A 23,158-nucleotide genomic window follows, 5' to 3' on the forward strand; every position below is an offset into this window, starting at 1 on the left:
AACTCATATCGACCCACGATGCCGTTCGTGCTGAGCTTGTCGAAGCACGTTGGAGGCCGCTCTGTGCCTCGTTCATCCTTCGACAGGCTCAGGACGAACGGTTTTGTTCTCCTAACCCGCAGTCAAGGCAATGTGCCGCCGCATATGATGATCGACGCTGCCAAACTCGCCTTCGATGATCGAGAGGCGCTTGAAATAGCTGCCGACCGCCAGTTCGTCGGTCATGCCCATGCCGCCGTGGGTCTGGATCGCCGACTGGCCGATGAAACGTCCCGCCTGGCCGATACGAACCTTCGCTGCAGAAACATTTTTCTTGCGCGTCACATCATCTTCATCGAGCTTGATCGTGGCAAGATAGCACATCGAAACCGACTGCTCATATTCCATCAGCATGTCTGCCATACGGTGCTGAAGCACCTGGAAGGAACCGATCGGTGTGCCGAACTGCTTGCGCTGGCGCGAATAGTCGAGCGTGGTTTCGTTGGTGACCTTCATCGCGCCCACCGCTTCGGCACAGACCGCAGCGGTCGCTTCGTCGACGACTTTCTCGATCAGTGGCAGGCCGTTGTCCGCGTCGCCGATCAGGGCATCGCCGGAGACTTTGACATTTTCGAAATAGACTTCCGAAGCGCGGCGGCCATCGACCGTTGCATAGTCGCGGGTGCTAACGCCTTGCGCTACCTTGTCGACGACAAATACGGATACGCCGTTCTTGTCGGTCTGGCCGCCCGATGTGCGCGCAGTCACGACCAGATGCGTCGCCCACGGTGCGCCAATCACAACAGCCTTGTGACCGTTGAGGATATAATCACCGCCATCGGCCTTGGCCGTGGTTTCCAGATTGGCGAGATCATAGCGGCCGCGTGGTTCGGCATAGGCAAAGGCAAAGATCATCTCGCCGGAAATGATTCCGCCGATATATTCTTCGCGCTGCGCAGCACTGCCGCCATGTTTCAGGGCACCGCCGGCGCAGACCACGGATGGAATGAACGGCTCGACCGCAAGGCCCTTGCCGAACTCTTCCATGATGATCATCGCTTCGGTGGCGCCGCCAAATCCGCCATCTTCTTCCGAAAAGGGTGCGGCCAGCATGCCGAGTTCGGCCAGCTGAGCCCAAAGCTCCGGCCGCCAGCCGGATTCGCTGGCAATCACATTGCGGCGCGTATCAAAGTCATATTCTTCACGGATCAGGCGCGAAATTCCGTCGCGCACCATATTCTGTTCGTCGGTAAAATCGAAATCCATATTGGTTCCCCTTTGTCGGTCCGGTTAAAGGCCGAGGATCATTTTGGTGATGATGTTGCGCTGGATCTCGTTGGACCCGCCGTAGATCGACGTCTTGCGCATGTTGAAATAGGTCGGTGCCGCGTGATGGGCATAGTCCGGACCAATCGGGAAGTCGTTCGACCCGTCATCCGGGAAGCTGCGGAAATCGGGTGCGCCATAATGGCCGACCGCTTCCAGCGTCAGCTCGGTGAGCCGCTGCTGGATTTCCGTACCCTTGACCTTCAGCAAAGAGCTTTCCGGTCCCGGTCCCTTGCCCGCCTGTTCGCCGGCCAGCGTCCGCAGCTCGGTGATTTCCAGCGCCGAAAGATCGATTTCCAGCTGGCTGATCTTCTGGGCAAAACCCATATCCTCGATCAGCGGTTTGCCGTCGAGCATTTCCGCCTTCGCGATTTCCTTGAGCTGTTCGACGCCGCGCTTCGACCGCGCCACGCCGGCAATGCCGGAACGTTCATGCGCCAGCAGGAACTTGGCATAGGTCCAGCCCTTGTTCTCTTCGCCGATCAGATTGGTCGCAGGCACGCGGACATCGGTAAGCCAAACTTCGTTGACTTCATAACCGCCGTCGATCAGCTTGATCGGGCGGACTTCAATGCCCGGTGTGTTCATGTCGACGAGAATGAAGCTGATGCCCATTTGCGGCTTGGGCGCGTCAGGATCGGTCCGGCACAGGAAAAAGCCCCAGTCGGCATGCTGCGCCAGCGTGGTCCAGGTTTTCTGGCCGTTGAGAATATAGTCATCACCGTCACGAACCGCAGTGGTCTTCAGCGAGGCCAGATCCGAACCGGCACCAGGCTCGGAATAGCCCTGGCACCACCACACGTCACCCGAACGGATGCCGGGAAGATGTTCGGCTTTCTGCTCTTCATTGCCGAATGTGTAGATCACTGGCCCCACCATCGAAACGCCGAAGGGCAATGGCATGACGGTGTTTTTCCGGGCATTTTCTTCGCCCCAGATATAGCGTTGCGTCGGGGTCCAGCCAGTACCGCCATATTCCGTCGGCCAGGCAGGAACCGACCAACCTTTTTTGCCAAGAATCTTGTGCCATGCGAGCATATCCTCACGGGTCATTTCATCTTGAACGCCGCGAGTCCCGATATCTTTCGGACAATTATTATCAATAAAGTCACGCACTTCTGCGCGAAAGGCTTTTTCTTCTTCTGTGAATTCCAGATTCATGGGAATGCTCCTTGGTCAGAATTTTGCCGGACTATAGGCTGAAAACCGCCGAAAACAAGCAATTAACCGTTCAATTAAGGTGACGCTACGGAACCGGCGGGTCGGCACCATGTAACCTCTCTATTCATGCGGCGAAAACTTGTCCTTGCGCCGCTTGCCAAATTTCATACTGCGTTCCAGCCGAGCGCGCAGCGCGGTATAATAAGCCTCGAGGAAAGCGCGCTCGTCGCCGCTACCCGGTTCCCATCCGATTTTCTGGCAGATCGATTCGGCAACTTTTTGCAGCGCTTCATTCTGATCGCTGCGCAGGACATTTTCCAATGTCTGCAGTTCATATTCACCGTAGACCGACAGGTCGTCATCGGAAAACTGATACCGACTGACCATTGCCGTCCCGTCGTTCGATAGATTCGCCGCCGAGGGGGCGACAATATCCCCGAGATTCTTTTTCACATTCTCGATCACCCAGGTCCCGGCAATGACGTCACCGCCACGCAGCCGGTCCCGGTTGAACAGTGGGAAGAGCAAAAACATCAGCACCCAGAGGAATCCGGCCCAGGCGGTCAGATCAGTCATTGATCCGCTGGCTTCCCCGGATGTGAGGAATACCAACGGCAGAAACAGTTCGACATCGCGCACAATGTTGCGCGCGATCACCGCTTCTGCGGTCAGCCGGCCGCCATCTCTTGCCGCCACCCGGATACCAACCGCCCGCTTTCCCCAGGTCGCGGCACGATCACCCAGTTCGAAATAGAGAAAATAGGCGTTGCGGAACAGAAAGACTGCAATGATCCAGAGGACCGCTAGCAGTTGCAGAGGTCCGCTGGCATTTTCCAGATTACCGTCAAAGGCCACGCCCAGCCCCCATAACAACGTCAGACCGGCTATCGTAACCAGAAAGATGAGTCCGAGAATGATGATGATATCCAGGGCAAGGGCACCCGCTCTTGCCCCGGCTGCGGCGACCGTAACATTGAGCGAGACGCCTTCCGGCGTCACCATGACCCGGTCGAGCTTGGGATTGGCGGATCGCCGGATCCACGGTTCGGCTGCGGTGCTGCCACTCATGTTTCCGGGCCCCGTTGTTTACGGCCGAAGCCGATGAAATAGAGCAGCCAGAGAAGCAGCATTGCGCCACCGACAGCAAAACGACCTGCGGTATTGTCAATCAACTGACGGGCGAATCCTTCGAGCAGCCCGGCGCAGATCAGCATGATGATAACGCCCGTCATCACCAGAGCGGCCCGCTTGCCCGCATCGCTGGCCGCCTTGAGATGGGAGCGCGTGCCCGGAAAGGCGATCGAGCGCCCGACATGAATCCCCGCGGCCCCCGCCAGCAATATGGCGAAAAGCTCGGTCGTGCCATGAATTGACAGCCAGCCGATAAAATCAACCGTCAGGCCACGTTGCGCGAATACCCAGAGCATCGCACCCAGCAATGCCATATTGTGGATGAGCAACAATATACTGGGTATGGCAAATGCAAATCCAAGCGCAAAAGCCAGAATCGCTACCTGTGCGTTGTTGCTGAACAGAAACGCCGCGAACATACCCAGCCCCCCTTCATTCTGGGCACCAAAAAGCGTCCCGCGCAAAGCCTCTTCAGTGGCCCCCGGCACCCGCACGTCGGCGTAGCTTCCCGGTACCAGCGCATAGAACCAGTCACTATCGCCCGCGACCAGTATATAGCCGACCCCGACACCCGCAATCATCACGAACAAGGCAATCCAGATATCGAACTGTATTGCCCGGACGGCCCGGCTCCAGTCGCCGCTGAAAAAGCGGCCAAGCCAGCGGCCAAGACTGGTCTGGGTGCCATAGACGAGAAAATAGGATCGCAGCGCCAGGCCTTCGAGATAGTCGATCAGGCCGGCGTCGAGAGAATTCTCGCGGGCGATGGACAGGCTGGATAGCAGCGTCCGGTAAAGCGTTGGCAGCGCCAGCACATCATCGTCCGACAATCTGCGGCTCTTGCCCTTCTCCATTTTGGTGACAATGTCTTCCAGTCGTAGCCAGTCCGCTTCCCGCTCCAGCCGAAAGCGGTCGCTGCGCAGGACCGCTGCGCTTATTGCCCGTTCTGTACTCACAGCGCGCCCCGTCTTTTTATCTTGAGATAGGCGTTGATCAGGCGCGTTCCGATATCCTGATGCGCGCCTTCGATCACATCGATGCCCATGTGCCGAAGCCTGGTCAAAACCAGCTTTTTCTGATCAAGCAGATTCTGGGCCGTCACCGCTCGCGCAACGTCCTCGGCGCTCTCCGGAGCCGTTTCGATAATCGAGGTCAACTCGCGGTCTTCGAGAATGACAAACAGCACCAGATGCTTTTCGATCAACCGGCCTGCGGCATCGAGCATAAGATCGGCGGCGGCCGGGTCGGTGAAATCGGTAAAAATGACGATCAGCGAACGCCGCTGAAGCCGGTTCTGCAGGCTCGAGAGGGCCAATGTGTAATTGCTCTCCTGATGGCGATAGTCGATGGTCGCTGCTTCCTGTTGCAACCGGAAGAAATTGCGGCTGCCCGACAGAAAGGGCGTCGACAATTCCGGTTTGGCGGCAAAGCTGAACAAACTGGTTCGGTCACCTGCCTTGAGCGTGATATAAGCGGTCAACAACGCCGCCGATACCGCCCGGTCGATCCGCGGGAGGCCTTCGACCGGCTCACACATGGCCGCCCCGCAATCGAGCGCGAAAACAATCTGGTTATTCCGTTCGGTATCATATTCCTTGGCCAGCAATTTACTGTGCCGCGCGGACCCCTTCCAGTCGATACTGCGCCGGTCCATGCCTGGCTGATATTCGGCGAGCGCTTCAAATTCGCTTCCCTCGCCCCGCATTTTCCGGGCGAGCAGGCCGAACAGGGAATCGCGCAGGAACATCTGAATTGTCGGACTGCGCACGGCGGAGATATTAGGCAGGATAGCCACGGTCTGCGCGCTTTGTTTCTGGATCTGGCGCCAGGCCAGACCGAGCGGCCCCTTCCATCTCAACCACAATTTACCGATCTCGCCGACTCCGCGCCGCACCGGGATGGTGGTGGCCTGACCCAGAAAGGCACCACCGTCATCAGACCCACGCATCAGGGAAAAGGCAACCGTCCCGTCATCCGCCAGCCGCTCATCCACGCCAAGACTACCGGACACATCGCGTGGTGCGATCTTTCCGGAGAAATCCGCTTCCAGCCCGAGCAGCAGCGGTGTGCCAATCTCCGTGGTTTCAACCACTGCCAGCCGCACGTCCCGTACCTTGCCGGCGACCAGACCGTCGAGCAGCAGCAGCAGCACAAGCATCAACGCCCAGCCCGCGCCGATCGCCCACAGCGATGGCATGATCGCCGCAAACACCACTGCGATCGGCGCGCCCAGCGCGATCAGCCAAATGGCCCGTCCAGTGGGGTAAAAATTCAACGCGGCGCTTCCGTCCGCTCGACCAGCCCGGTGATAATAGTATCAACCTGCCGGCCTTCGATCTCCGCTGCGGGAGAGAGCATGGTTCGGTGACGGAGCACCGATGGCGCCAGCGCCTTCACATCATCCGGGATGACATAGTCGCGGCCGGAAATCGCCGCCTTCGCCCGTGCCGCATTGGCGAGCATGACGGCCGCACGCGGACTGGCGCCATTTTCCAGATCCGCAGTTTCCCGGGTCGCCCGGATCAGACGGACAACATAATCGACCACATCCTCGACCAGCTTGACCGACTTCACCGCCTCGGTCGCCGCGGTCAGCGTTGCGCTATCCGCCTGCGTTTCGATGCCGAAACTGGCCGGTATCGGCGCGCCGGTGCGCTCGCCATATTGGGTGACAATCTTCTTCTCTTCCTCGGCGTCGGGATATTCGACGAGCAGCTTGAACAGGAACCGGTCGAGCTGGGCTTCGGGCAGCGGGTAAACACCTTGCTGCTCAATCGGATTCTGGGTGGCGACAACCATGAAGCGGGATCCCAGCGCGTGGGTCTCGCCATCGATGGTCACCGAACGCTCCTGCATCGCCTCCAGCATAGCAGCCTGCGTTTTCGGCGGCGTGCGGTTGATTTCATCGGCGAGCAGCAGGTCACAGAAAACCGGTCCCCGGGTGAGCGTAAAACTGCTCGTCTGGAAGTTGAAAAGATTGGAGCCGATTATGTCGCCCGGCATCAGGTCGGGGGTGAACTGGATGCGCCCGAAATCGAGTCCCAGAGTGGCCGAAAAACATTGGGCCAGAAATGTCTTGGCCGTCCCCGGCGGTCCTTCGAGCAGCACATGGCCGGATGAGAAGAGCGCGATCAGCAGATGATCGACAATCTCTTCCTGTCCGATGATCGCCTTGGCAACCTGACCACGGATATTGTCCGCCAAAGTCTTGAGTTCGTCGATGTTCATCCGATAAATTCCTTTTTCCAGGCGTAGAGAGCCGCCGCACCGTCTGCAATTTCTTGCGGCTTGCGGGCGCGAACGAGTTGATGAAACAGGGTCGAGAAGCGATTTCCGTCCCTTTCCCCCAGCGCATCCAGTTTCTGATGGATTTCCTGTTCATCGGCATGCGGGCTGATACCGATGGCCTCGGCCGATTGCGTGCGGATCATTTCGGCATAGGGATCGGTAACCAGATATCCGCGCTGCATCCGGCTGATGAACGCGGCGCTGTTGTTGACCAGCGCGGTTTTGCCAAAATTCAGGCTGCGCTTTTCCATGACCGGCGGCCCGAAGCGGTTGAAGGCCATCCACGCCCCGGCCAGGGCCGCTGTGATCAGACAGATGGTGGCAGACAGAAATGGCGGGACAAAGGCCAGAGTCAACAGATTCTCCGAACCGCCCAGACCGTTGAATGTGAGATCAAAAGTCACGCCTTCTTCGCTGGCCGGTGAAGCCGCCTTGACCAAGGCCAGGGCATGGCGGGCCGTCGATTTGTCGGCCACGCCCCCGTTGTTGAACAGATCGGCATCGGCAACGATCACCACCGGATAGAAGGATTCATCTATCTCGTCTTCATCGGTAATGTGCGATTCATCAAGCTGGTCCAGTTGCGCATAGACACCGCCATCATCGAGATAGGCGACCAGCGCGCCTTTGGATGTCGGCCCCCGGACAATTGCGCGGACATTATCGCCCTCGACCGTGACCGGACTGGCGGGTGCTTTCAATCCGCCGCCAACCGCCGAAACCACGGACTGTCCCGCCTGCGCCTTGTCATCGACGGAGATACTGACGTCAGCCACGTCCGTGAGCAGTTGCACGCCAGGCCCTTCGCCCCAAAGGTCTCCCCGCGACACCCAGCCTTTTTTCAAGTCCTGATTACGGGAGACCTGCCACTTCGGCAAAATGATCATTGTAGGTCCGACGTAGGCCCTTTGCTGAACCACCGCTTCAATATCTTCGGGCGGCGTGAATGGCCCGGGTGTCAAAATCAGTAGCCCCTCGTTCTCCATTCCCGCCGGAGAACGCGAATATCGCACCGGAACGCCGGTTTTTTCGAGCAGATTGCCCAACGCTTTATACCCGACAATGCTATTGGATGCACCATGAGCGTCGCCATTCTTGCCAGAGGCCAAAGGATCCCCCGTGCCCAGCCCGTAGAGCAGCGCCACGAAAGCCGCAAAACCGACCGCGAACATGATAATGATCGTGGTCCGCTGGAAAGGATTGGCCTGGGCGCTCATCCTTTCCCTGCCCTCCGCCAGGTTTCCTTGAGCGCAAATCCGGCATAGGCATCGCGCGAAACACGCCAGCCGCTTTCGTCAATCGGCAAGGCGGCAAATATGCCGCGCTCGACCTGCCCGGCAATCACCGCAAACATCGCCCGCGCGGCTTCGGGCAGTCTGTCGAAGCGCTCTATCTCCCGCGATGTGCTCGAAGGGCGCAGCAAATCCGGGTGACGTTTTTCGATATCGGCAATGCTGCGATGGAGGAGCAGGCGGACGGCCTGGTCAAACTGTCCGGCGGCGGCAAGTGTTTCGGCTTCCGCGAGCAGCTCGCGGGCGGCAGTTGGCTGCGGTTGCCATACGTCCTCTGCCGGTCGTTTGCGGCGACGCCATTGCTCGACGTAGGGCACCAGTATCACCCAAGCCAGCGTCAGCACACCGGCAGCCAGCAGGATCAGCAACAGGATTCGCAATATCGGCCAGGCCGTTGCTATGGCTTCAAACAGCGGTGACAGAAAATCGCCGAGCCAATCCAGGAAATCTTCCCACCATTGCGGAATCTCCGGCGGCTTCGGCGCAGGAGCGGGGCTAAACTGGATATCGGGATCGGCGCGTATGTCTTCCCACGCATCGTCAAAAGAAGCGCTCACTTCATTCCCCTTGCCTTGCGCTACTTTTGCCACCGCACAGGTGTTGCAGAATCCCAATGATCGGGCAAGAGCGAAGATCAAGACGGCCGTTCAACTTTACCCGCGATCAAAAATATGCCAGCCTGTCGACCACGATGATATAGGGGGATGAACAAATGACCGAAGCAACGGGTAAAATCGACATCAGCCGGGTGCTCAACAACACATTTGGCGTCATCCTCCGGCATCCCGTAATCTATCTTGGTCTGTCACTTCTGATCATCGGTATTCCCAATGCGCTGCTGCAAACCGCACAAGGGAGCTTCACCAGCAGCGAAAGCGGGTTTGCCGTTGCATCCAGCTATTCATCGCAAGGCATTGGATTGATAGCGCTGATGCTGCTTTCAATCCTGCTTCAGGCAACCCTTATCGTCGCGACGCTCAACGATCTGGGTGGCAAGCCACTCAGTTTGGCCGATTGCTTTGCCAAGGCGCTAAAAAAACTGCTGCCGCTGATCGGTCTCGGCATTCTGGTCGGTCTCGGCGTCGGGCTTGGCCTGATGCTGCTCGTCGTACCGGGTGTCATTCTGTATCTCATGTGGATTGTGGCTACTCCTGTCATGATGGCCGAAGATCGCGGAATCATCGATTCTCTCAAGCGCAGCGCCGAATTGACCTCCGGATCGAAAGGGATGATCTTTGTCCTGTTGCTGATTTTCTTTGTACTGGCGATGGTCTTCGGACTGTTTGTTGCCTTCGTCGGATCGCTCAGCACAATATTCCTCGCGATTATCACCTTGGTCAGCAATACTATCACCGGCGCGCTTCAGGGGGCCGGGGTCGCGTCAATCTACGTTGATCTGCGCACCGCAAAAGAGGGTACTGATACCAGCACACTTGCCGAAATTTTTGCTTGATCCGGACCATCAGACCGCTTCGCTGCGGGAATGCTGCCATCGCGCAAAGCCCACTTGGCTTAAGACAGGCGCCAAGCTATAAGTTGCAAATTGCCATTCAATCATCCGGGTGAAATGTCCATGATCAAGCTGAACGTCAACGGCCAGACCCGGGAGGTTGATGCCGATCCAGCGACCCCGATATTGTGGATCGTGCGCGAAAATCTGAAAATGCCCGGCACCAAATTCGGTTGCGGCATTGCCCAGTGCGGCGCGTGCACCGTGCATCTGGATGGCCAACCCATCCGCAGCTGCTCGACGCCGCTTTCTGCCGCCGAAGGCAAGACGATCACCACTATCGAGGGCATCGCCGCCGAAGATGGAACCCTGCACAGGGTCCAGCAGGCGTGGATCGAGGCGCAGGTCCCGCAATGCGGCTATTGCCAGTCCGGCCAGATCATGTCGGCGACTGCGCTGCTGGAGAAAAATCCGCGGCCGACCGACGAGCAGATCGACGAAGCCATGGCTGGCAATGTCTGCCGCTGCGGCATGTATGGCCGGATACGCAAGGCGATCAAGGCGGCGGCTGGCATCGAACAACCCGCGAAAGTGGAGGCGTAGATCATGGGCAAATGGTCAAGACGCGCGTTCATCGGAGCCGGCGTCGCAGCCGGTGGTGCTCTGATTGTCGGCGTGGCCGTCCGTCAGGGCAACCCGATCGACGAACTGGGTCCGCTGCTCACAAACGGCGAGAATGAACAGCTGCTCAACGCGTGGGTGAAGGTCGATTCCGACAATATCGTCACCGCCGTCGTTCCGCATGTCGAAATGGGGCAAGGCGTCTATACCGCGCTCGCCCAGATGCTGGCGGACGAGATGGATGCCGACTGGAACAAGGTACGGATCCTCGAAGCACCAGCCGACATGCAATATGTATCCGATTCAATCGCCCGTGATTTTCTGGCTCCCGATCTGCAGGTCCCGGCATGGTTCGAACCGACGGTCGCGGGCGGCATATTGGAACTGGCGCAGGCAATGGGCCTGCAATTTACCGGCGGCAGTTACTCGGTGCGCGCCACCGGCCAGCGCGCGATGCGTACAGCCGGCGCTGCCGCCCGTGAAATGCTGGTCGCAGCAGCGGCGAGCGAATGGCAGGTTCCGGAAAGCGAAATCAGCACGGCGGACAGCATGCTCATCCATGCCAGGAGCGGCAAGTCCGAACCCTTCGCGAAATTTGCCCTCGCGGCGGCTGAGCAAAGCCTGCCCGCCAAGCCAAAGCTGAAATCACCGGAAAATTACAAGATCATGGGTCAGCCCAAGCCCCGCCACGATATTCCGGAAAAGGTCGATGGCAGCGCGATATTCGGCATTGATGCCGATGTGCCCGGGATGAAATATGCGGCGGTCAAGGCCCCTCCGGTCATCGGCGCCACGGTTGAATCTATGGATGCGACCACCGCAAAAACCATGCCGGGCGTGCTGCAGATTCTCAACATGGGCGATTTTGTCGCCGTGGTGGCCGACGGCTATTGGCAGGCGCAACAGGCGCTAAACAGCATCGACGCCCAATATAGCAAAACAGAGGGCGACAGCCTTGATCAGGATGCGATCTTCGCCCGTTACGCCAGCTATCTGGACGAAGCCGGTGAAGACGGCGGCGATATGCAGACCGAAGAAGGCGATGCCGCCAAGGGCTTTGCCGATGCAGCAACCCAGGTGGAAGCCGAGTATAAAGTGCCGTTCCTCGCCCATGCGACGATGGAGCCGATGAACTGCACCGCTTGGGTGCGCGACGGAAAATGCGATGTCTGGTCGGGCCATCAGGCACCGGTCAACGCGCGCCAGGCAGCCGCCGATGCCGCCGGGCTCGATTTCGACGACGTGACCTATCACAACGCCTATCTCGGCGGCGGCTTCGGACGCCGGTCCGACAGCGATGCTATTATCATGGCAACGCGGATCGCCAAGGCAACCGGCTATCCGGTCAAGATGATCTGGTCGCGGGAAGAAGACACGGCGCAGGATCATTATCGCCCGTCGGCGACCAGTCGCTTTCGCGGCGGGCTCGACAAGGATGGCAAATTGATCAGCTGGGACAATATTCACACCCATCTGTTTGATCCCGCAGACGCGCCCACCATACCCCATTACAACATCACCAGTCACAAGATTCGCAAGGTCGACGTGCCGATGCATCTGCGCTTTGGCCCCTGGCGGTCGGTCGACCACAGCCAGCACGGCTTCTTCATCGAATCCTTTGTCGATGAAATGGCCCATGCCGCCGGCAAGGATGGCTATGCTTTCCGCCGCGAATTGCTGGCAGAATCGCCGCGCCATCTGAAGGTACTTGAGACAGCCGCGAAAATGTCGAACTGGGGCAGTGCGCTACCCGAAAAACATGGTCGCGGTATCGCCTTTGTCCCGTCCTTCGGGTCGATCGTCGCACAGGTTGCCGAAGTCGATATGACCGGACCAAAGCCGAAGGTGACAAAAGTCTATGTCGCCGCCGATCCCGGCTTTGTCGTCAATCCCGACGGCTTTACCGCGCAGATGGAAAGCGGCATGGTCTATGGCCTGACCGCTGCGCTTTATGGCGATATCACGATCAAGGACGGTGCGGTCCAGCAAAGCAATTTCCATGACTACAAGATGCTCCGGATCGACGAAATGCCGGAGGTCGAAGTGGAACTGATCAACGGCGATCACGAGCGTCTCGGCGGTGGCGGCGAACCCGGCCTGCCACCCATTGCACCGGCCGTTACCAACGCGATTTTTGCGGCCACCGGCACGCGGATTCGCGAGCTGCCTTTGTCCAAACACAGCTTTGCCTGATCGGAGTCTAGAGATGACCACAGCGCGAACCCTTGCCTGCCTTTCCGTTTTTCTGCTCGCCGCCTGTGGTGCCGATCCGGCACCGGGGCCGGTCGAGCAGATCATCGTCCGCGAGCCCGGTGCCGCACCAGTGGAAACCACTGCTGTAGCCACCGATGCTGCTCCGGCCAGCACGGCGCTAGCTGAAGGAAAAGCCGCTTTTGCCAATTGCTCCGCGTGCCACACGCTGGAACAGGGCGCGCCCAACGGCGCTGGTCCCAATCTCTTCGGAATTGTTGGCAAAGCGGCCGGGTCTGTTACCGGATTTTCCTATTCCGCCGCGCTAAAGGCCTCGGGCATCACCTGGACACCGACTGAATTGGACAGCTTTATCGCCGATCCTGCCGCGAAAATTCCGGGTACGACCATGGTGGCGGGTGCGATTGCGGACGAGGCAAAAAGACAGGCGGTCATCGCCTATCTTGAAAGCGCTTCCGCCAATTGAGTAAAAGCTCCGGCATCATGCTGGCGCTGCTCGCTGCCGGACAGTCCCGCAGATTTGGTGATCAGGACAAGCTGGCCGCATGGCTCGGCAGGAATATGCTCGGCCTGCACGCGGCGAAAAGCGGAGCGGGCCTGCCCTTCGCGCACAAGCTGGTGATCGGTTCGCCAGACCATCGCTGTGCGAAACAATGGCGCGAGCTGGGCTATCAGATTATTGCCAATGAAGACGCCGCCCGAGGTCAGGCAACATCGGTCCGGCTGGCCGCTGCCCAGGCCATCGACAGGGGAGCCGCGGCCTTGTGCATCATGCTTGCCGATATGCCATTTGTAACGCGCGGCCATCTCGGCAAGTTGATCGAGGCCTTCGAACAATCGGGTCGGACAAGCACGGTCGCTTCCTCCCGCGGCGGGCAGGTGATGCCGCCAGCGATTTTTCCGTCCGGCGGGCTGAAAAGGCTGATGGAACTGGAAGGGGATGCCGGCGCTCGCAGGCTGCTGACGGATGCCCGTCTGGTGGCGGGCGATGAGCACATGCTCATGGATATTGATACCGAAGAAGACCTGGCTCGGGCGAATCGGATCTTCGATAAAAACGCCTAGTTATGTTTCGAACAGCGGAGCAGGATCAGCCAGAAAGACATCCTCTCTCGCCTGCAGTCCTTCTACGATCTTATATTTATGCGCCGCACCAAACAGGACCAGGACGCGCTTTTCCTGCCCCGCGACCGCATCCAGAGCATTGTTGATATTGGCCAGATGGGCTGCGTTAATCGCGCGCCAGCCGCCCGCCCCGAGATCGTCGCCGAACAGACGCTCATAGGTTTCCTGACGGTCTTTGACCGCCGCATCATAGGTGTCGGAATGGATGAACGCCGGGTCACCCGAGCGACCCGCCACGGCTTTGCCATATTGCTGGATAACCGCCTGATATTCTGACCAGTCCTCTGCCCGCGCCGGGTCCGTTGCAAGCCGCTTTTCCACTGCGCGCCGTTCGGCGGCAATTTCTGCTGTCCAGGCAGCGACCGGAATCATCTTGAAACCCAGTTGCTTGCGCAGCGGAAAAACAACATCGGTCAATTCGGGGAAATCGTCGGCGCGGCTTTCCCGCACCTCGCCAAACTGGTCGAAATTTGCCGAGGCTATGGCAAAGCGCTCTGGCGGCAGTTCCACCATGACAATATCGGGGTCAAATCTGACAATCGCCTGTCGCAGAACATCCAGCGAATAATCCTCGCTATTGCGATGCTGTCCATGAAGGGCACCTACCACGGCAACGATGGTTGCACCGTCGGGCGAGGATGCAGGCGGCCGGGGACCACAGCCGGTCAAACCGAGCAATAGAGCGAAGAAACAGGCCGCAAGAGCCTTCATTCGCGGTCCAGTCTCCGTCCCAGTTTTACGAAAAATACGATCAGGAAAGGCACCAGCAGGAAGGACAGGACGACCTTCGCCGAACCCTGGCCGAGCAGCAATTGTCCGATCGGCCGCTCGCCGTAAAAGGCGATGGTGATGAATATAACCGTATCGACAATCTGCGACAATGCGCTGGCAACGGCGGCGCGCAAGGCCAGCATCGCGCCCTTCATATTGGCGAGACGGGAGAAGATATAGACGTTGAGGAATTGCGACACGCCATAAGCGATGATGCCGGCGAACATCAGCCGTGCGCCCTGCGACAATATGATCGGGAAAGCTTCTTTCGCCGGTTCGTACATGCCCGGATCGGTCGGCAGCGCCAATACGATCTGGATCAGGATGATCGCGGTGATCAGCGGAATGAAACCAAAGCGGACCAGCCGGTTGGCGACGTCCCGGCCATGCAATTCGGCGACCGAACTCGACAATACGACCAGCAAAAGAAACGGGAAAATCCCGGATTCGACGGCCAGCGGCCCGAGCGCCACCTGCTTAGCGCCCAGGATTCCGGCAATGCAGGTCATCCCGCCATAGAGTACGGCAAAGACAAACAGGGAGCGCGGGATAAGATTGGTTTTGGAAGTTTCGTTCATCGCGATTGCCTAGCGTGGTCGGGTGCGAAAAAAAAGAAATAGTCACAACTGTTATTTTTTCTGTAGGGAAACAAATATTGAACGCAGCAGATCGCGGCCGCTTGTGTCGCACGATCGGGGGATATTTTGCAAAGACTGGCAGTTTATTGCGGCGCCAATGCCGGACAGGACCCGGCCTATGCCGAAACGACAATATTGCTCGGCAAGGCGATGGCAGCGCGCCGGGTTGACCTCGTCTACGGCGGTGGCCGGCTTGGTCTGATGGGGATTATCGCCGACACCGTGCTCGCCGAGGGTGGCCGGGTTCATGGCGTCATTCCCGAGATGCTGAAAGATCTGGAAGTCGCGCATCAGGGTGTCACCGAGCTGCACATCGTCCAGAATATGCACGAACGCAAAGCCAAGATGACCGATCTCACCGATGCCTTTGTCGCCCTGCCAGGCGGGGTTGGCACCATGGACGAACTGTTCGAGGCTTGGAGCTGGAACGCGCTGGGCTATCACAACAAGCCCTTCGCCATATTGAATATCGGGGGCTACTGGGATTCGCTGATCGATTTTCTCGACAAGATGTCGGAACAGGGTTTTGTGTCCGCTGAACGGCGCAAACATCTGATCATCTCCGACAATATCGACGACTGCCTCGACCGTCTCGCCGCCGCCTGCAATAGCGAAACCGGGAGCTTTACGTGGTAATTCCTGTTCTTCCCGAAAACTTTACTGGAAGAGTCCAATGATACCGATCCTGACCAGCCTCGCCGGCATGGCACTGATTCTGCTGATCGCCCTCGGCCTGTCAACCGGACGGCGCAATATCCGCTTCCGTGTGGTCGGAGCGGCCTTCGCCCTGCAGGCCGGGATTGCCGTGATCGTTCTCTATATTCCGGCCGGCAAGCGGGTGATCGAGGCCATGGCCTTTGGTGTCTCCAATCTGCTCGGCTATGCATCCGCCGGCACCAATTTCATCTTCGGACCGCTTGCCGATCCGTCTATTGGCGGCAACAGTTTCGCCATAGCCGCGCTGCCGGTCATCATCTTCTTCTCGGCGCTGATCTCGATCCTCTATTATCTCGGCGTGATGCAGTTCATCATCAAATGGGTCGGCGGCGGCATCCGGAAGGTCACCGGCATCTCCAAGGTCGAATCGCTTTGTGCCGCCGCCAATATCTTTGTCGGCCAGTCGGAATCGCCGCTTGTCATCCGTCCCTATCTCTCCAGCCTGACCCAGTCGCAGCTGTTCACCGTGATGAGCGTCGGCATGGCCGGTGTCGCCGGTACCATTCTGGCTGCTTATGCGGCGATGGGTATCCGCATCGACTATCTGCTCGCTGCTGCCTTCATGTCGGCACCCGGTGGCATTTTGATGGCCAAGATCATCATGCCGGACAATCCCGATGATCCCGCTCCGGAAGAGCTGGTTGTCGCGGTCGAATATGAGGAGGAAAAGCCTGCCAATATCATCATGGCGGCGGCCATGGGCGCGCAGACCGGCGTCAAGCTGGCGGTGGCTGTCGGCGCGATGGTGCTCGCCTTTGTCGCGCTGGTTGCACTCGCCAATGGTCTGCTAGGCGGCATTGGTAGCTGGTTCGGCATGCCGGATCTCAGCTTTCAGATGATCATCGGCTATGTTTTTGCGCCGATCATGTTCCTGCTCGGCGTCCCCTGGGAAGAGGCGCTGAACGCCGGCGGCCTGTTCGGGACCAAGGTCGTGCTCAACGAATTTGTCGCCTTCATCGAACTGGGCAAGATGCAGGCGGGCATTTCTCCGCTGACCAACGCGATTGTCATTTTCGCCCTGTGCGGCTTTGCCAATTTCAGCAGCATCGCCATTCAGCTTGCCGTGACCGGCGGCCTTGCTCCCAACCAGCGTCCGGTGATTGCCAAACTTGGCCTCCGTGCTCTGGCCGCAGGATCGCTCGCCAATCTGATGAGCGCGGCGCTGGCCGGCATATTGCTGTCGCTCGGCTGATTCATCCCGATTGACAAAGAAATACGAGAGCGCATTTTAAGAGCATGACCCAGAACCCGGATATATTGGCCGCCGTTTCGCTCGCCATGGCGGACGAAGACAGCGACGCTTTTGCCGAACAGATCGGCCGCAGCTTCTCCGACTGGGGCTTTGCCGTGGTCGCCGATCACGGTATCCCGGCGGAACTGATCGAACGCGCCGAAGCCATGTCGCGCGCCTTTTTCGCGCTGCCCGAAGAGGTGAAGCGATCCTATCACATAGCCGGCGGCGGCGGCGCGCGCGGCTACACGCCCTTCGGGACGGAAAGCGCCAAGGGTAGCAATATCAGCGACCTCAAGGAATTCTGGCATATCGGCCGCGACCTGCCCGATGGCCATCCTTTCGAAGCCTTCATGCCGCCCAATATCTGGCCAGAGGAACTCGACGGATTTCGCGAAACCTATCTCGAAATGTTCGCCGCCTTCGACAAGGCCGGCGCGCGTATTCTGGAGGCGATTGCCCGCTTCCTCGGACTGGCCCCGGATTTCTTCGTTGACACGGTGCGCGATGGCAATTCGGTGATGCGGCTGATCCACTATCCTCCGGTGCCGGAGGATTCGCCCGCAGTCCGGGCCGGCGCACACGAGGATATCAACACAATCACCCTGCTGATCGGCGCCGAAGAAGCCGGTCTGGAACTGCTCGACAAGAACGGCCAGTGGCGATCCGTCACCCCCAAGGCGGGCGAACTGGCAGTGAACATCGGTGATATGCTGCAGCGGCTGACCAACAACCGCTTGCCATCGACCACCCATCGCGTGGTCAACCCGGCGCCGCAGCGGCGCGGTTTCTCGCGCTACTCCATGCCCTTTTTCCTTCATTTCCGGCCCGATTATTCCATCAAGACCTTGCCAAGCTCCGTCGACGCCGATCACCCGGATCTCTATCCGGAACCGATCACCGCGCACGACTATCTGATGCAGCGTTTACGCGAAATCGGACTGGCATGACTCCAAAAGCCATTGGCATTAGCGGCGGAAGCTGTTCCGGGAAATCGACGCTGATCCGAAAGATTTTTGACAAGCTCGGCCCCGATCAATGCGTGGTCATGCCGCAGGATGACTATTTTTTCGGCCTCGGCGACGCGCCGGAAGGCAAGGGTGGCCCCAATTTTGATCATCCTGATGCGGTCGATTTCGATCAGCTTTGCAAACACCTGGCCGAACTCAAGAATGGCCAGACAATAGACCGGCCGCTTTACGATTTCCCCACCCATATGCCGAAGACGGAAACCGAGCGAACCGAACCACGTCCGCTGATCCTGATCGACGGGATATTGATCCTGCAGCATCAGCCGTTGCGCGACCTGCTGGATTTCAGCATTTTCGTCGAATGCGATTCCGAGACGCGTTTTGCCCGGCGGCTCGATCGCGATGTCCACGAAAGGGGGCGTACGGCACAGTCGGTGCACGACCAGTTCGCCAACCAGGTCGGCCCGATGCACGATCTCTATGTCGAGCCCTCGAAAATTTACGCTGATGTCGTGATAAATTCGCAACAGTGCGAAACCGCGTTCGAAGATCTGTTCCAGACCATCAAAACGCAATTATAACCTTGCTAAACAGAGTCATGCGGCAAAAGCTTCATTCAAAAATATGCGTTTTGCGGAGCGTGGTCCCGGGAAATTAACTCACCCAAAATAATAAAAATGCTGCAATGCAATATATGTCGTTTCAATTGAGACAAAACTGTCATTATTGACCCCTAGATACCAGCGGCATTGATCTTTCTGCGCACATGATGTGCCGGCGATCAAGCTTGAAAATGGTTTTATATTGCGACGCACAATGTGTTGCGGTGCACAAACGGGGAATTCATATCATGAAGATTAAATATCTTTTGGCTGCCAGCGCTGTCAGCCTCTCGACAGCGGGCCTGATGGCCGTGCCGGCTTCGGCGCAGTCCACCGGTACGCGGGATTTTGAAAATGATGTCATCATCGTCACCGGCGGCCGGACGAGCGATGTTGGCGGGGTTGAAATCCCCAGCACGCCGAAGGCAAAACAGGTTCTCGACGAAGAAATCATTCGTCGTCAGCGCCCTGGCCAATCGGTCAATGATATCATCAACCTTGTTCCCGGCGTCAGCTTTCAGAATAACGACCCTTGGGGTTCTTCCGGCGGTTCGTTCACGATCCGCGGTTTCAGCGATGACCGCATCTCCCAGACGCTCGACGGCCTGCCGTTGAACGATTCGGGCAACTATGCGCTTTATACCAGCCAGCAGGTCGATTCGGAAATCATCGAACAGGTTAACGTCAATCTCGGCGTGACCGACGTTGATAGCCCGACCGCTTCTGCCGTCGGCGGGACGATCAACCTTCGTACACGCGAGCCCAGCGACGAGTTCAAGCTCACTGGCACGCTGTCGGCTGGTAGCACGTTCGCTCAAGGTGATAATGATAACCGCAGCCGCCTTTACATGCGCGGCTTTGGAATGATCGACACTGGCGACCTTACCGGTTTCGGCACCAAGGCTTTTGCGTCGGCCAGCTATGTGCGCTACAATAATCCGTTCAACAATTACGGGATTGTCGAAAAGCAGCAATATAACGCGCGTATCTGGCAGGATATTGGCAGCAATGGCGACTTCATCGCCGTTGCCGGCCATTATAACGAAAGCCGGAACAATTTCTTCGGTTCCTTTTCTCTGGATAGTTTCCCGGCAACAAAGGCCGATCGGTTCTACGACATCAACTATCCTTGCACGGTCGAATTGCCGGAAGCCGGTACCGCTCAAAGCGACAACAATTGCGGTGCGGAATTTGATCGCCGATACAATCCATCGAACACCGGCAACATCCGTGGTGCATCGCGCTTCACCTTGACTGACGGCCTGATCCTTTCGGTCGACCCAAGCTTCCAATATGTGAAGGCTAATGGCGGCGGTGATGAAGAACTGCTCGAGCAAACCCGCAATGTTGGCGGTGTTGAGATGACCGGCTTCATCAGCGGTCGCTATTATTTCGGTCGCGACTTGAACGGTGATGGCGACACGCTGGACGAAGTAACGGGTCACGATCCAAGCCAGACGCGCACCCGCCGTTTTGGTGTTATTTCTAACCTGTCTTACGAGATCAACCCGGACCACCGCTTGCGTCTTGCTTATACCTATGATGATGCCAACCATCGTCAAACAGGCCAGACTTCGGTTGCGCTTCTCAATGGTGAAATTGCCGATGTTTTCCCGGTCAACAATGGACTGGTGACCGTAGATGGCTTCGAACTCAACAAGCGTGACCGTCAGTCTTATGCAACCCTGCACCAGATTTCCGGTGAATATCGCGGGACATTCGGTGACCTCACCGCAGTGCTCGGTTTGCGGGCGCCGTTCTTCACGCGCAAACTGAACCAGAATTGCTACACGACATCGGCGAGCGGTTTCCTCGATTGTATAGGCGGTATAAGCGCGGCCTATGAAGCGGCGAACCCTTATGTGTACGATCCGGTAACCAATGAACCAAGCGGGTCGGCCCTGCCTACATCGCGGACCTATAAATATGACGATATTCTGCCAAACGTCGGTCTGACCTACGCTTTCGGTAGCGCGTCAGTCTTTGCAAACTATGCCAAGGGCCTTTCTGTTCCAGCAACCGATCCGCTCTATGCTTCCCTCTACTTCCCGGAAAATGCACCGGGCGTACAGCCGGTTCCTGAAACAACCGACAGCCTTGACCTGGGGGTCCGATATCAGACGGGTGATATCCAGGCTCAGTTTGCAGGCTGGTTTACACGCTATAACAACCGGCTCGCATCCGCCTATAACCCTGTTCTTGACGAAACGATCTATCGGAACCTGGGCCGCGTCGACAAATATGGCCTTGATGCCTCGGTCGCTTGGTCACCAACACCCTCGACGATGGTCTATCTTTTTGGTTCGATCAACGAGTCCGAAATCAAGGACAATGTTCAGGTCGGCACCTGCTCTGCGACACAAGTCGCAAACGGGACAAACCTTTGTACGGTTGTCGGTGATCCTGCGTTCGCGTTGACCGCTGGAAACAACGAAAGCGGAGCCCCGCTTTGGACCGTTGGCGCCCGCGTTCAGCAGCAATTGGGCGACTTCGAACTTGGTGCCCAGGTCAAGCACACGGGCAAACGCTGGGTGAATGACACCAACGAACGGTCCGTCAGCGGTTACACACTGGTCGACCTCGACCTGCGCTGGAACATCACGCAGAACCAGTTCGGAGATGATGTTGCAGTCCAGTTGAACGTGACCAACCTGTTCGACGAACTCTATGTCGGCGGCTTCGGTGGCGATCTGGATGGCAACTCGCCATTTGTCCAGATCGGTGCACCACGCGCTGCAAGCATCTCGCTCATCTTCGGTTACTGAGCAGACCGCTTGTCCGGGCCGGTGCGACAAGAGATCGCGCCGGATCCCGCATCAATCAAAAGACGGCGGTGCTGGAAAGCGCCGCCGTCTTTCTTTGTCTGCGGCCGGTCCAGACAGGATAATATCCCGCCACAGAGGTCATCCGGTTTCGCTTGCGAAATCTTTACCTGTTCGTGCTAGAGGCTCGGCGATTATCATCAACGGGAACCATCATGCCTGACACCAACAATTCGCCCATTTTTGTAACCGGAGCCGCCGGTTTCATCGGCCACGCCGTTTCGAGCCGGCTCGTGGAGCGCGGGGAAACGGTGATCGGGATCGACAATCTCAACGATTATTATGATCCGGCGCTAAAAGCCGCACGGCTCGCCAATCTCAAAGCGCTGGACGGTTTCCGCTTTGTCGAAATGGATGCGTCCGATGCCGATGACGTCAAGACGCTCGTCCAGACCAATCACGTGCAACGAATCATCCATCTCGCGGCACAGGCCGGCGTCCGCTACAGTATCGAAAATCCGTTCGCCTATCAGAAATCCAATCTACAGGGCCATTTGTCGCTGCTCGAAGCCAGCCGTCATGCCGAGAATTTCCAGCATCTGGTCTATGCTTCCTCGAGCTCGGTCTATGGCGACAAGCCGATGGGCGGGGAAGGTTTTACGGAAGAAGAACCCGCCACCGATCCGGTCTCGCTCTATGCCGCGACCAAACGCTCCGGCGAATTGATGAGCCAATCTTACGCAAAACTCTATGGTTTTCCGATGACCGGCTTGCGCTTTTTCACCGTTTATGGCCCCTGGGGCCGCCCGGATATGGCCTATTTCGGTTTCACGCAGAAGATCCTGGCGGGAGAATCGATCGAGGTTTACGGGCAGGGCAAGATGGCCCGCGACTTCACCTATATCGATGATATTGTCGACGGCATATTGGGCGCGCTCGACCATCCGCCCGAGCGGCATGGCCACCGCATCCTGAATATCGGTGACAGCCGCCCGGTCGGGCTGATGGACATGATCAAGGCGCTGGAAGACGCGCTCGGTGTGGAAGCAAAAAAGATCATGCGCCCGATGCAGCCGGGTGATGTGACGTCGACCTATGCAGATGTGTCCAAACTGCACGCGCTGACCGGCTATGCGCCGAAAGTGATGCTGGAAGACGGGTTGAAGCGTTTCGTCAGCTGGTATCGGGATTTTTACGGCAATCTGCCGCCGCAATGATGACTGCGTAACAGCAACAGGATTTACCGCGTTCAGGCGCGATGCATGACTTGCTGGGCAACCAGTTTCAGCTGCTCGTTGACACCGGCATCCGTACATATGCCGTCACCGAATATGCCCCCCGATGCGTTGATCCCGACACCAAGCGGCGTCGGCCAGCCACGCAGCGAATGGACGATCGAGCGCAACGCCGCCAGCGTGCTGCCCACCGCCTGCCAGCCGTAAGCCGTAACGATCAGGCCAATCGGCAGTCCATCGAGATAGATGCGCTCGTCAGCAGACGTCTCTTCGATATAGTCGATGGCATTTTTGACCAGCCCGGACACGGTACCGTGATAGCCGGGACTCGACAATATCAGGCCATCGGCACGGCGGACCAATTCGACGAGATCCTTGCCGGTTTGATTGAGACCTGCCGGGTCAGAGCGATAATGCGGCAACGCCATCAGCCGTTCCGATCCGAACAACTCCGTCTCTGCGCCGTCCGCAGCAGCAGCTTGCAACGCTATTGCCAGGGCCTGTTCGGTTGACGATTCCGGGTTGGTTGTGCCGCCAAGGCCTAGAATGAAGGGTTTTTTTGTTTGTTCCACCGGAACGCCATAACGATGGTAGACGGGAAAATGCAACGGACATGTTTCTTAATTGACCGATTAAATTTGGCCCAT

At 58.0% G+C, this 23,158-nt stretch carries 22 protein-coding genes; 11 read left to right on the forward strand and 11 right to left on the reverse strand.

Features of this window, described 5'->3' with window-relative positions; translation table 11 throughout:
- Positions 1–111 precede the first annotated feature (111 nt).
- The 8 genes from ACN0VD_RS05005 to ACN0VD_RS05040 form a co-directional block, all read right to left on the reverse strand.
- The gene (locus ACN0VD_RS05005) at positions 112–1,245 is read right to left on the reverse strand and encodes an acyl-CoA dehydrogenase family protein (protein ID WP_417592245.1); all 1,134 of its coding nucleotides are present in this window, start codon (positions 1,243–1,245) and stop codon (positions 112–114) included.
- A gap of 24 nt (positions 1,246–1,269) precedes the next feature.
- Positions 1,270–2,466, reverse strand: a complete 1,197-nt coding sequence (locus ACN0VD_RS05010; RefSeq protein ID WP_417592247.1) for an acyl-CoA dehydrogenase family protein — start codon at positions 2,464–2,466, stop codon at positions 1,270–1,272.
- Between the two features lie 120 nt (positions 2,467–2,586).
- Positions 2,587–3,534, reverse strand: a complete 948-nt coding sequence (locus ACN0VD_RS05015) for an RDD family protein (protein ID WP_417592249.1) — start codon at positions 3,532–3,534, stop codon at positions 2,587–2,589.
- Positions 3,531–4,553: a stage II sporulation protein M gene (locus ACN0VD_RS05020; protein WP_417592251.1), complete on the reverse strand. Its 1,023-nt coding sequence runs from the start codon at positions 4,551–4,553 to the stop codon at positions 3,531–3,533. The genes ACN0VD_RS05015 and ACN0VD_RS05020 overlap by 4 nt, the downstream gene beginning before the upstream one ends.
- Entirely contained in the window at positions 4,550–5,872 is a 1,323-nt protein-coding gene (locus ACN0VD_RS05025; protein WP_417592253.1) for a DUF58 domain-containing protein, read from the reverse strand. The genes ACN0VD_RS05020 and ACN0VD_RS05025 overlap by 4 nt, the downstream gene beginning before the upstream one ends.
- A complete protein-coding gene (locus ACN0VD_RS05030; protein ID WP_417592255.1) occupies positions 5,869–6,825 on the reverse strand; it encodes an AAA family ATPase in 957 nt (318 codons plus the stop codon). The genes ACN0VD_RS05025 and ACN0VD_RS05030 overlap by 4 nt, the downstream gene beginning before the upstream one ends.
- Positions 6,822–8,102 (reverse strand): DUF4350 domain-containing protein, encoded by a 1,281-nt coding sequence (locus ACN0VD_RS05035; RefSeq protein ID WP_417592257.1) that lies wholly within the window; start codon positions 8,100–8,102, stop codon positions 6,822–6,824. Before ACN0VD_RS05035 ends, ACN0VD_RS05030 begins: the two co-directional genes overlap by 4 nt.
- Positions 8,099–8,734, reverse strand: a complete 636-nt coding sequence (locus ACN0VD_RS05040) for a hypothetical protein (protein ID WP_417592259.1) — start codon at positions 8,732–8,734, stop codon at positions 8,099–8,101. The genes ACN0VD_RS05035 and ACN0VD_RS05040 overlap by 4 nt, the downstream gene beginning before the upstream one ends.
- Positions 8,735–8,889: 155 nt before the next feature.
- On the opposite strand from ACN0VD_RS05040, the gene ACN0VD_RS05045 reads away from it, so the two are divergent.
- The 5 genes from ACN0VD_RS05045 (at position 8,890) to ACN0VD_RS05065 (ending at position 13,524) form a co-directional block, all read left to right on the forward strand.
- The gene (locus ACN0VD_RS05045) at positions 8,890–9,630 is read left to right on the forward strand and encodes a hypothetical protein (RefSeq protein ID WP_417592261.1); all 741 of its coding nucleotides are present in this window, start codon (positions 8,890–8,892) and stop codon (positions 9,628–9,630) included.
- 120 nt (positions 9,631–9,750) lie between these two features.
- Positions 9,751–10,230: a (2Fe-2S)-binding protein gene (locus tag ACN0VD_RS05050; protein WP_417592263.1), complete on the forward strand. Its 480-nt coding sequence runs from the start codon at positions 9,751–9,753 to the stop codon at positions 10,228–10,230.
- A 3-nt stretch (positions 10,231–10,233) separates the two neighbouring features.
- A complete protein-coding gene (locus tag ACN0VD_RS05055; RefSeq protein WP_417592265.1) occupies positions 10,234–12,441 on the forward strand; it encodes a molybdopterin cofactor-binding domain-containing protein in 2,208 nt (735 codons plus the stop codon).
- Positions 12,442–12,454: 13 nt separating this feature from the next.
- On the forward strand, positions 12,455–12,925 hold the full coding sequence (locus ACN0VD_RS05060) for a c-type cytochrome (RefSeq protein ID WP_417592267.1): 471 nt from the start codon (positions 12,455–12,457) through the stop codon (positions 12,923–12,925).
- Complete coding sequence (locus tag ACN0VD_RS05065; RefSeq protein WP_417592269.1) at positions 12,922–13,524, forward strand: nucleotidyltransferase family protein; 603 nt, start codon at positions 12,922–12,924, stop codon at positions 13,522–13,524. The genes ACN0VD_RS05060 and ACN0VD_RS05065 overlap by 4 nt, the downstream gene beginning before the upstream one ends.
- Here the strand turns inward: ACN0VD_RS05065 and ACN0VD_RS05070 are convergent, their stop codons facing one another.
- Positions 13,525–14,295, reverse strand: a complete 771-nt coding sequence (locus ACN0VD_RS05070; protein WP_417592270.1) for a hypothetical protein — start codon at positions 14,293–14,295, stop codon at positions 13,525–13,527.
- The gene (locus ACN0VD_RS05075; protein ID WP_417592272.1) at positions 14,292–14,933 is read right to left on the reverse strand and encodes a queuosine precursor transporter; all 642 of its coding nucleotides are present in this window, start codon (positions 14,931–14,933) and stop codon (positions 14,292–14,294) included. The genes ACN0VD_RS05070 and ACN0VD_RS05075 overlap by 4 nt, the downstream gene beginning before the upstream one ends.
- 126 nt (positions 14,934–15,059) lie before the next feature.
- Here ACN0VD_RS05075 and ACN0VD_RS05080 point away from each other — a divergent pair, with 126 nt between their 5' ends.
- From ACN0VD_RS05080 to ACN0VD_RS05105, 6 genes are all read left to right on the forward strand, one after another.
- Entirely contained in the window at positions 15,060–15,629 is a 570-nt protein-coding gene (locus ACN0VD_RS05080) for a TIGR00730 family Rossman fold protein (RefSeq protein WP_417592274.1), read from the forward strand.
- A gap of 37 nt (positions 15,630–15,666) precedes the next feature.
- On the forward strand, positions 15,667–16,902 hold the full coding sequence (locus ACN0VD_RS05085) for a NupC/NupG family nucleoside CNT transporter (protein ID WP_417592276.1): 1,236 nt from the start codon (positions 15,667–15,669) through the stop codon (positions 16,900–16,902).
- Positions 16,903–16,946: 44 nt separating this feature from the next.
- Positions 16,947–17,891, forward strand: coding sequence for an isopenicillin N synthase family dioxygenase (locus ACN0VD_RS05090; RefSeq protein ID WP_417592278.1), 945 nt, complete (start codon positions 16,947–16,949; stop codon positions 17,889–17,891).
- The gene (udk, locus tag ACN0VD_RS05095) at positions 17,888–18,493 is read left to right on the forward strand and encodes a uridine kinase (RefSeq protein ID WP_417592280.1); all 606 of its coding nucleotides are present in this window, start codon (positions 17,888–17,890) and stop codon (positions 18,491–18,493) included. The genes ACN0VD_RS05090 and udk overlap by 4 nt, the downstream gene beginning before the upstream one ends.
- A 269-nt stretch (positions 18,494–18,762) precedes the next feature.
- On the forward strand, positions 18,763–21,279 hold the full coding sequence (locus tag ACN0VD_RS05100) for a TonB-dependent receptor (protein ID WP_417592282.1): 2,517 nt from the start codon (positions 18,763–18,765) through the stop codon (positions 21,277–21,279).
- 212 nt (positions 21,280–21,491) lie between these two features.
- Positions 21,492–22,493, forward strand: coding sequence for an SDR family NAD(P)-dependent oxidoreductase (locus ACN0VD_RS05105; RefSeq protein ID WP_417592284.1), 1,002 nt, complete (start codon positions 21,492–21,494; stop codon positions 22,491–22,493).
- 32 nt (positions 22,494–22,525) lie between these two features.
- Here ACN0VD_RS05105 and ACN0VD_RS05110 read toward each other — a convergent pair whose 3' ends face one another.
- Positions 22,526–23,083: an NADPH-dependent FMN reductase gene (locus tag ACN0VD_RS05110; protein ID WP_417592286.1), complete on the reverse strand. Its 558-nt coding sequence runs from the start codon at positions 23,081–23,083 to the stop codon at positions 22,526–22,528.
- Positions 23,084–23,158: the final 75 nt, after the last annotated feature.

The sequence above is a fragment of the Parasphingorhabdus sp. genome (assembly GCF_048267785.1).
Classification (GTDB): Bacteria; Pseudomonadota; Alphaproteobacteria; order Sphingomonadales; family Sphingomonadaceae; genus Parasphingorhabdus.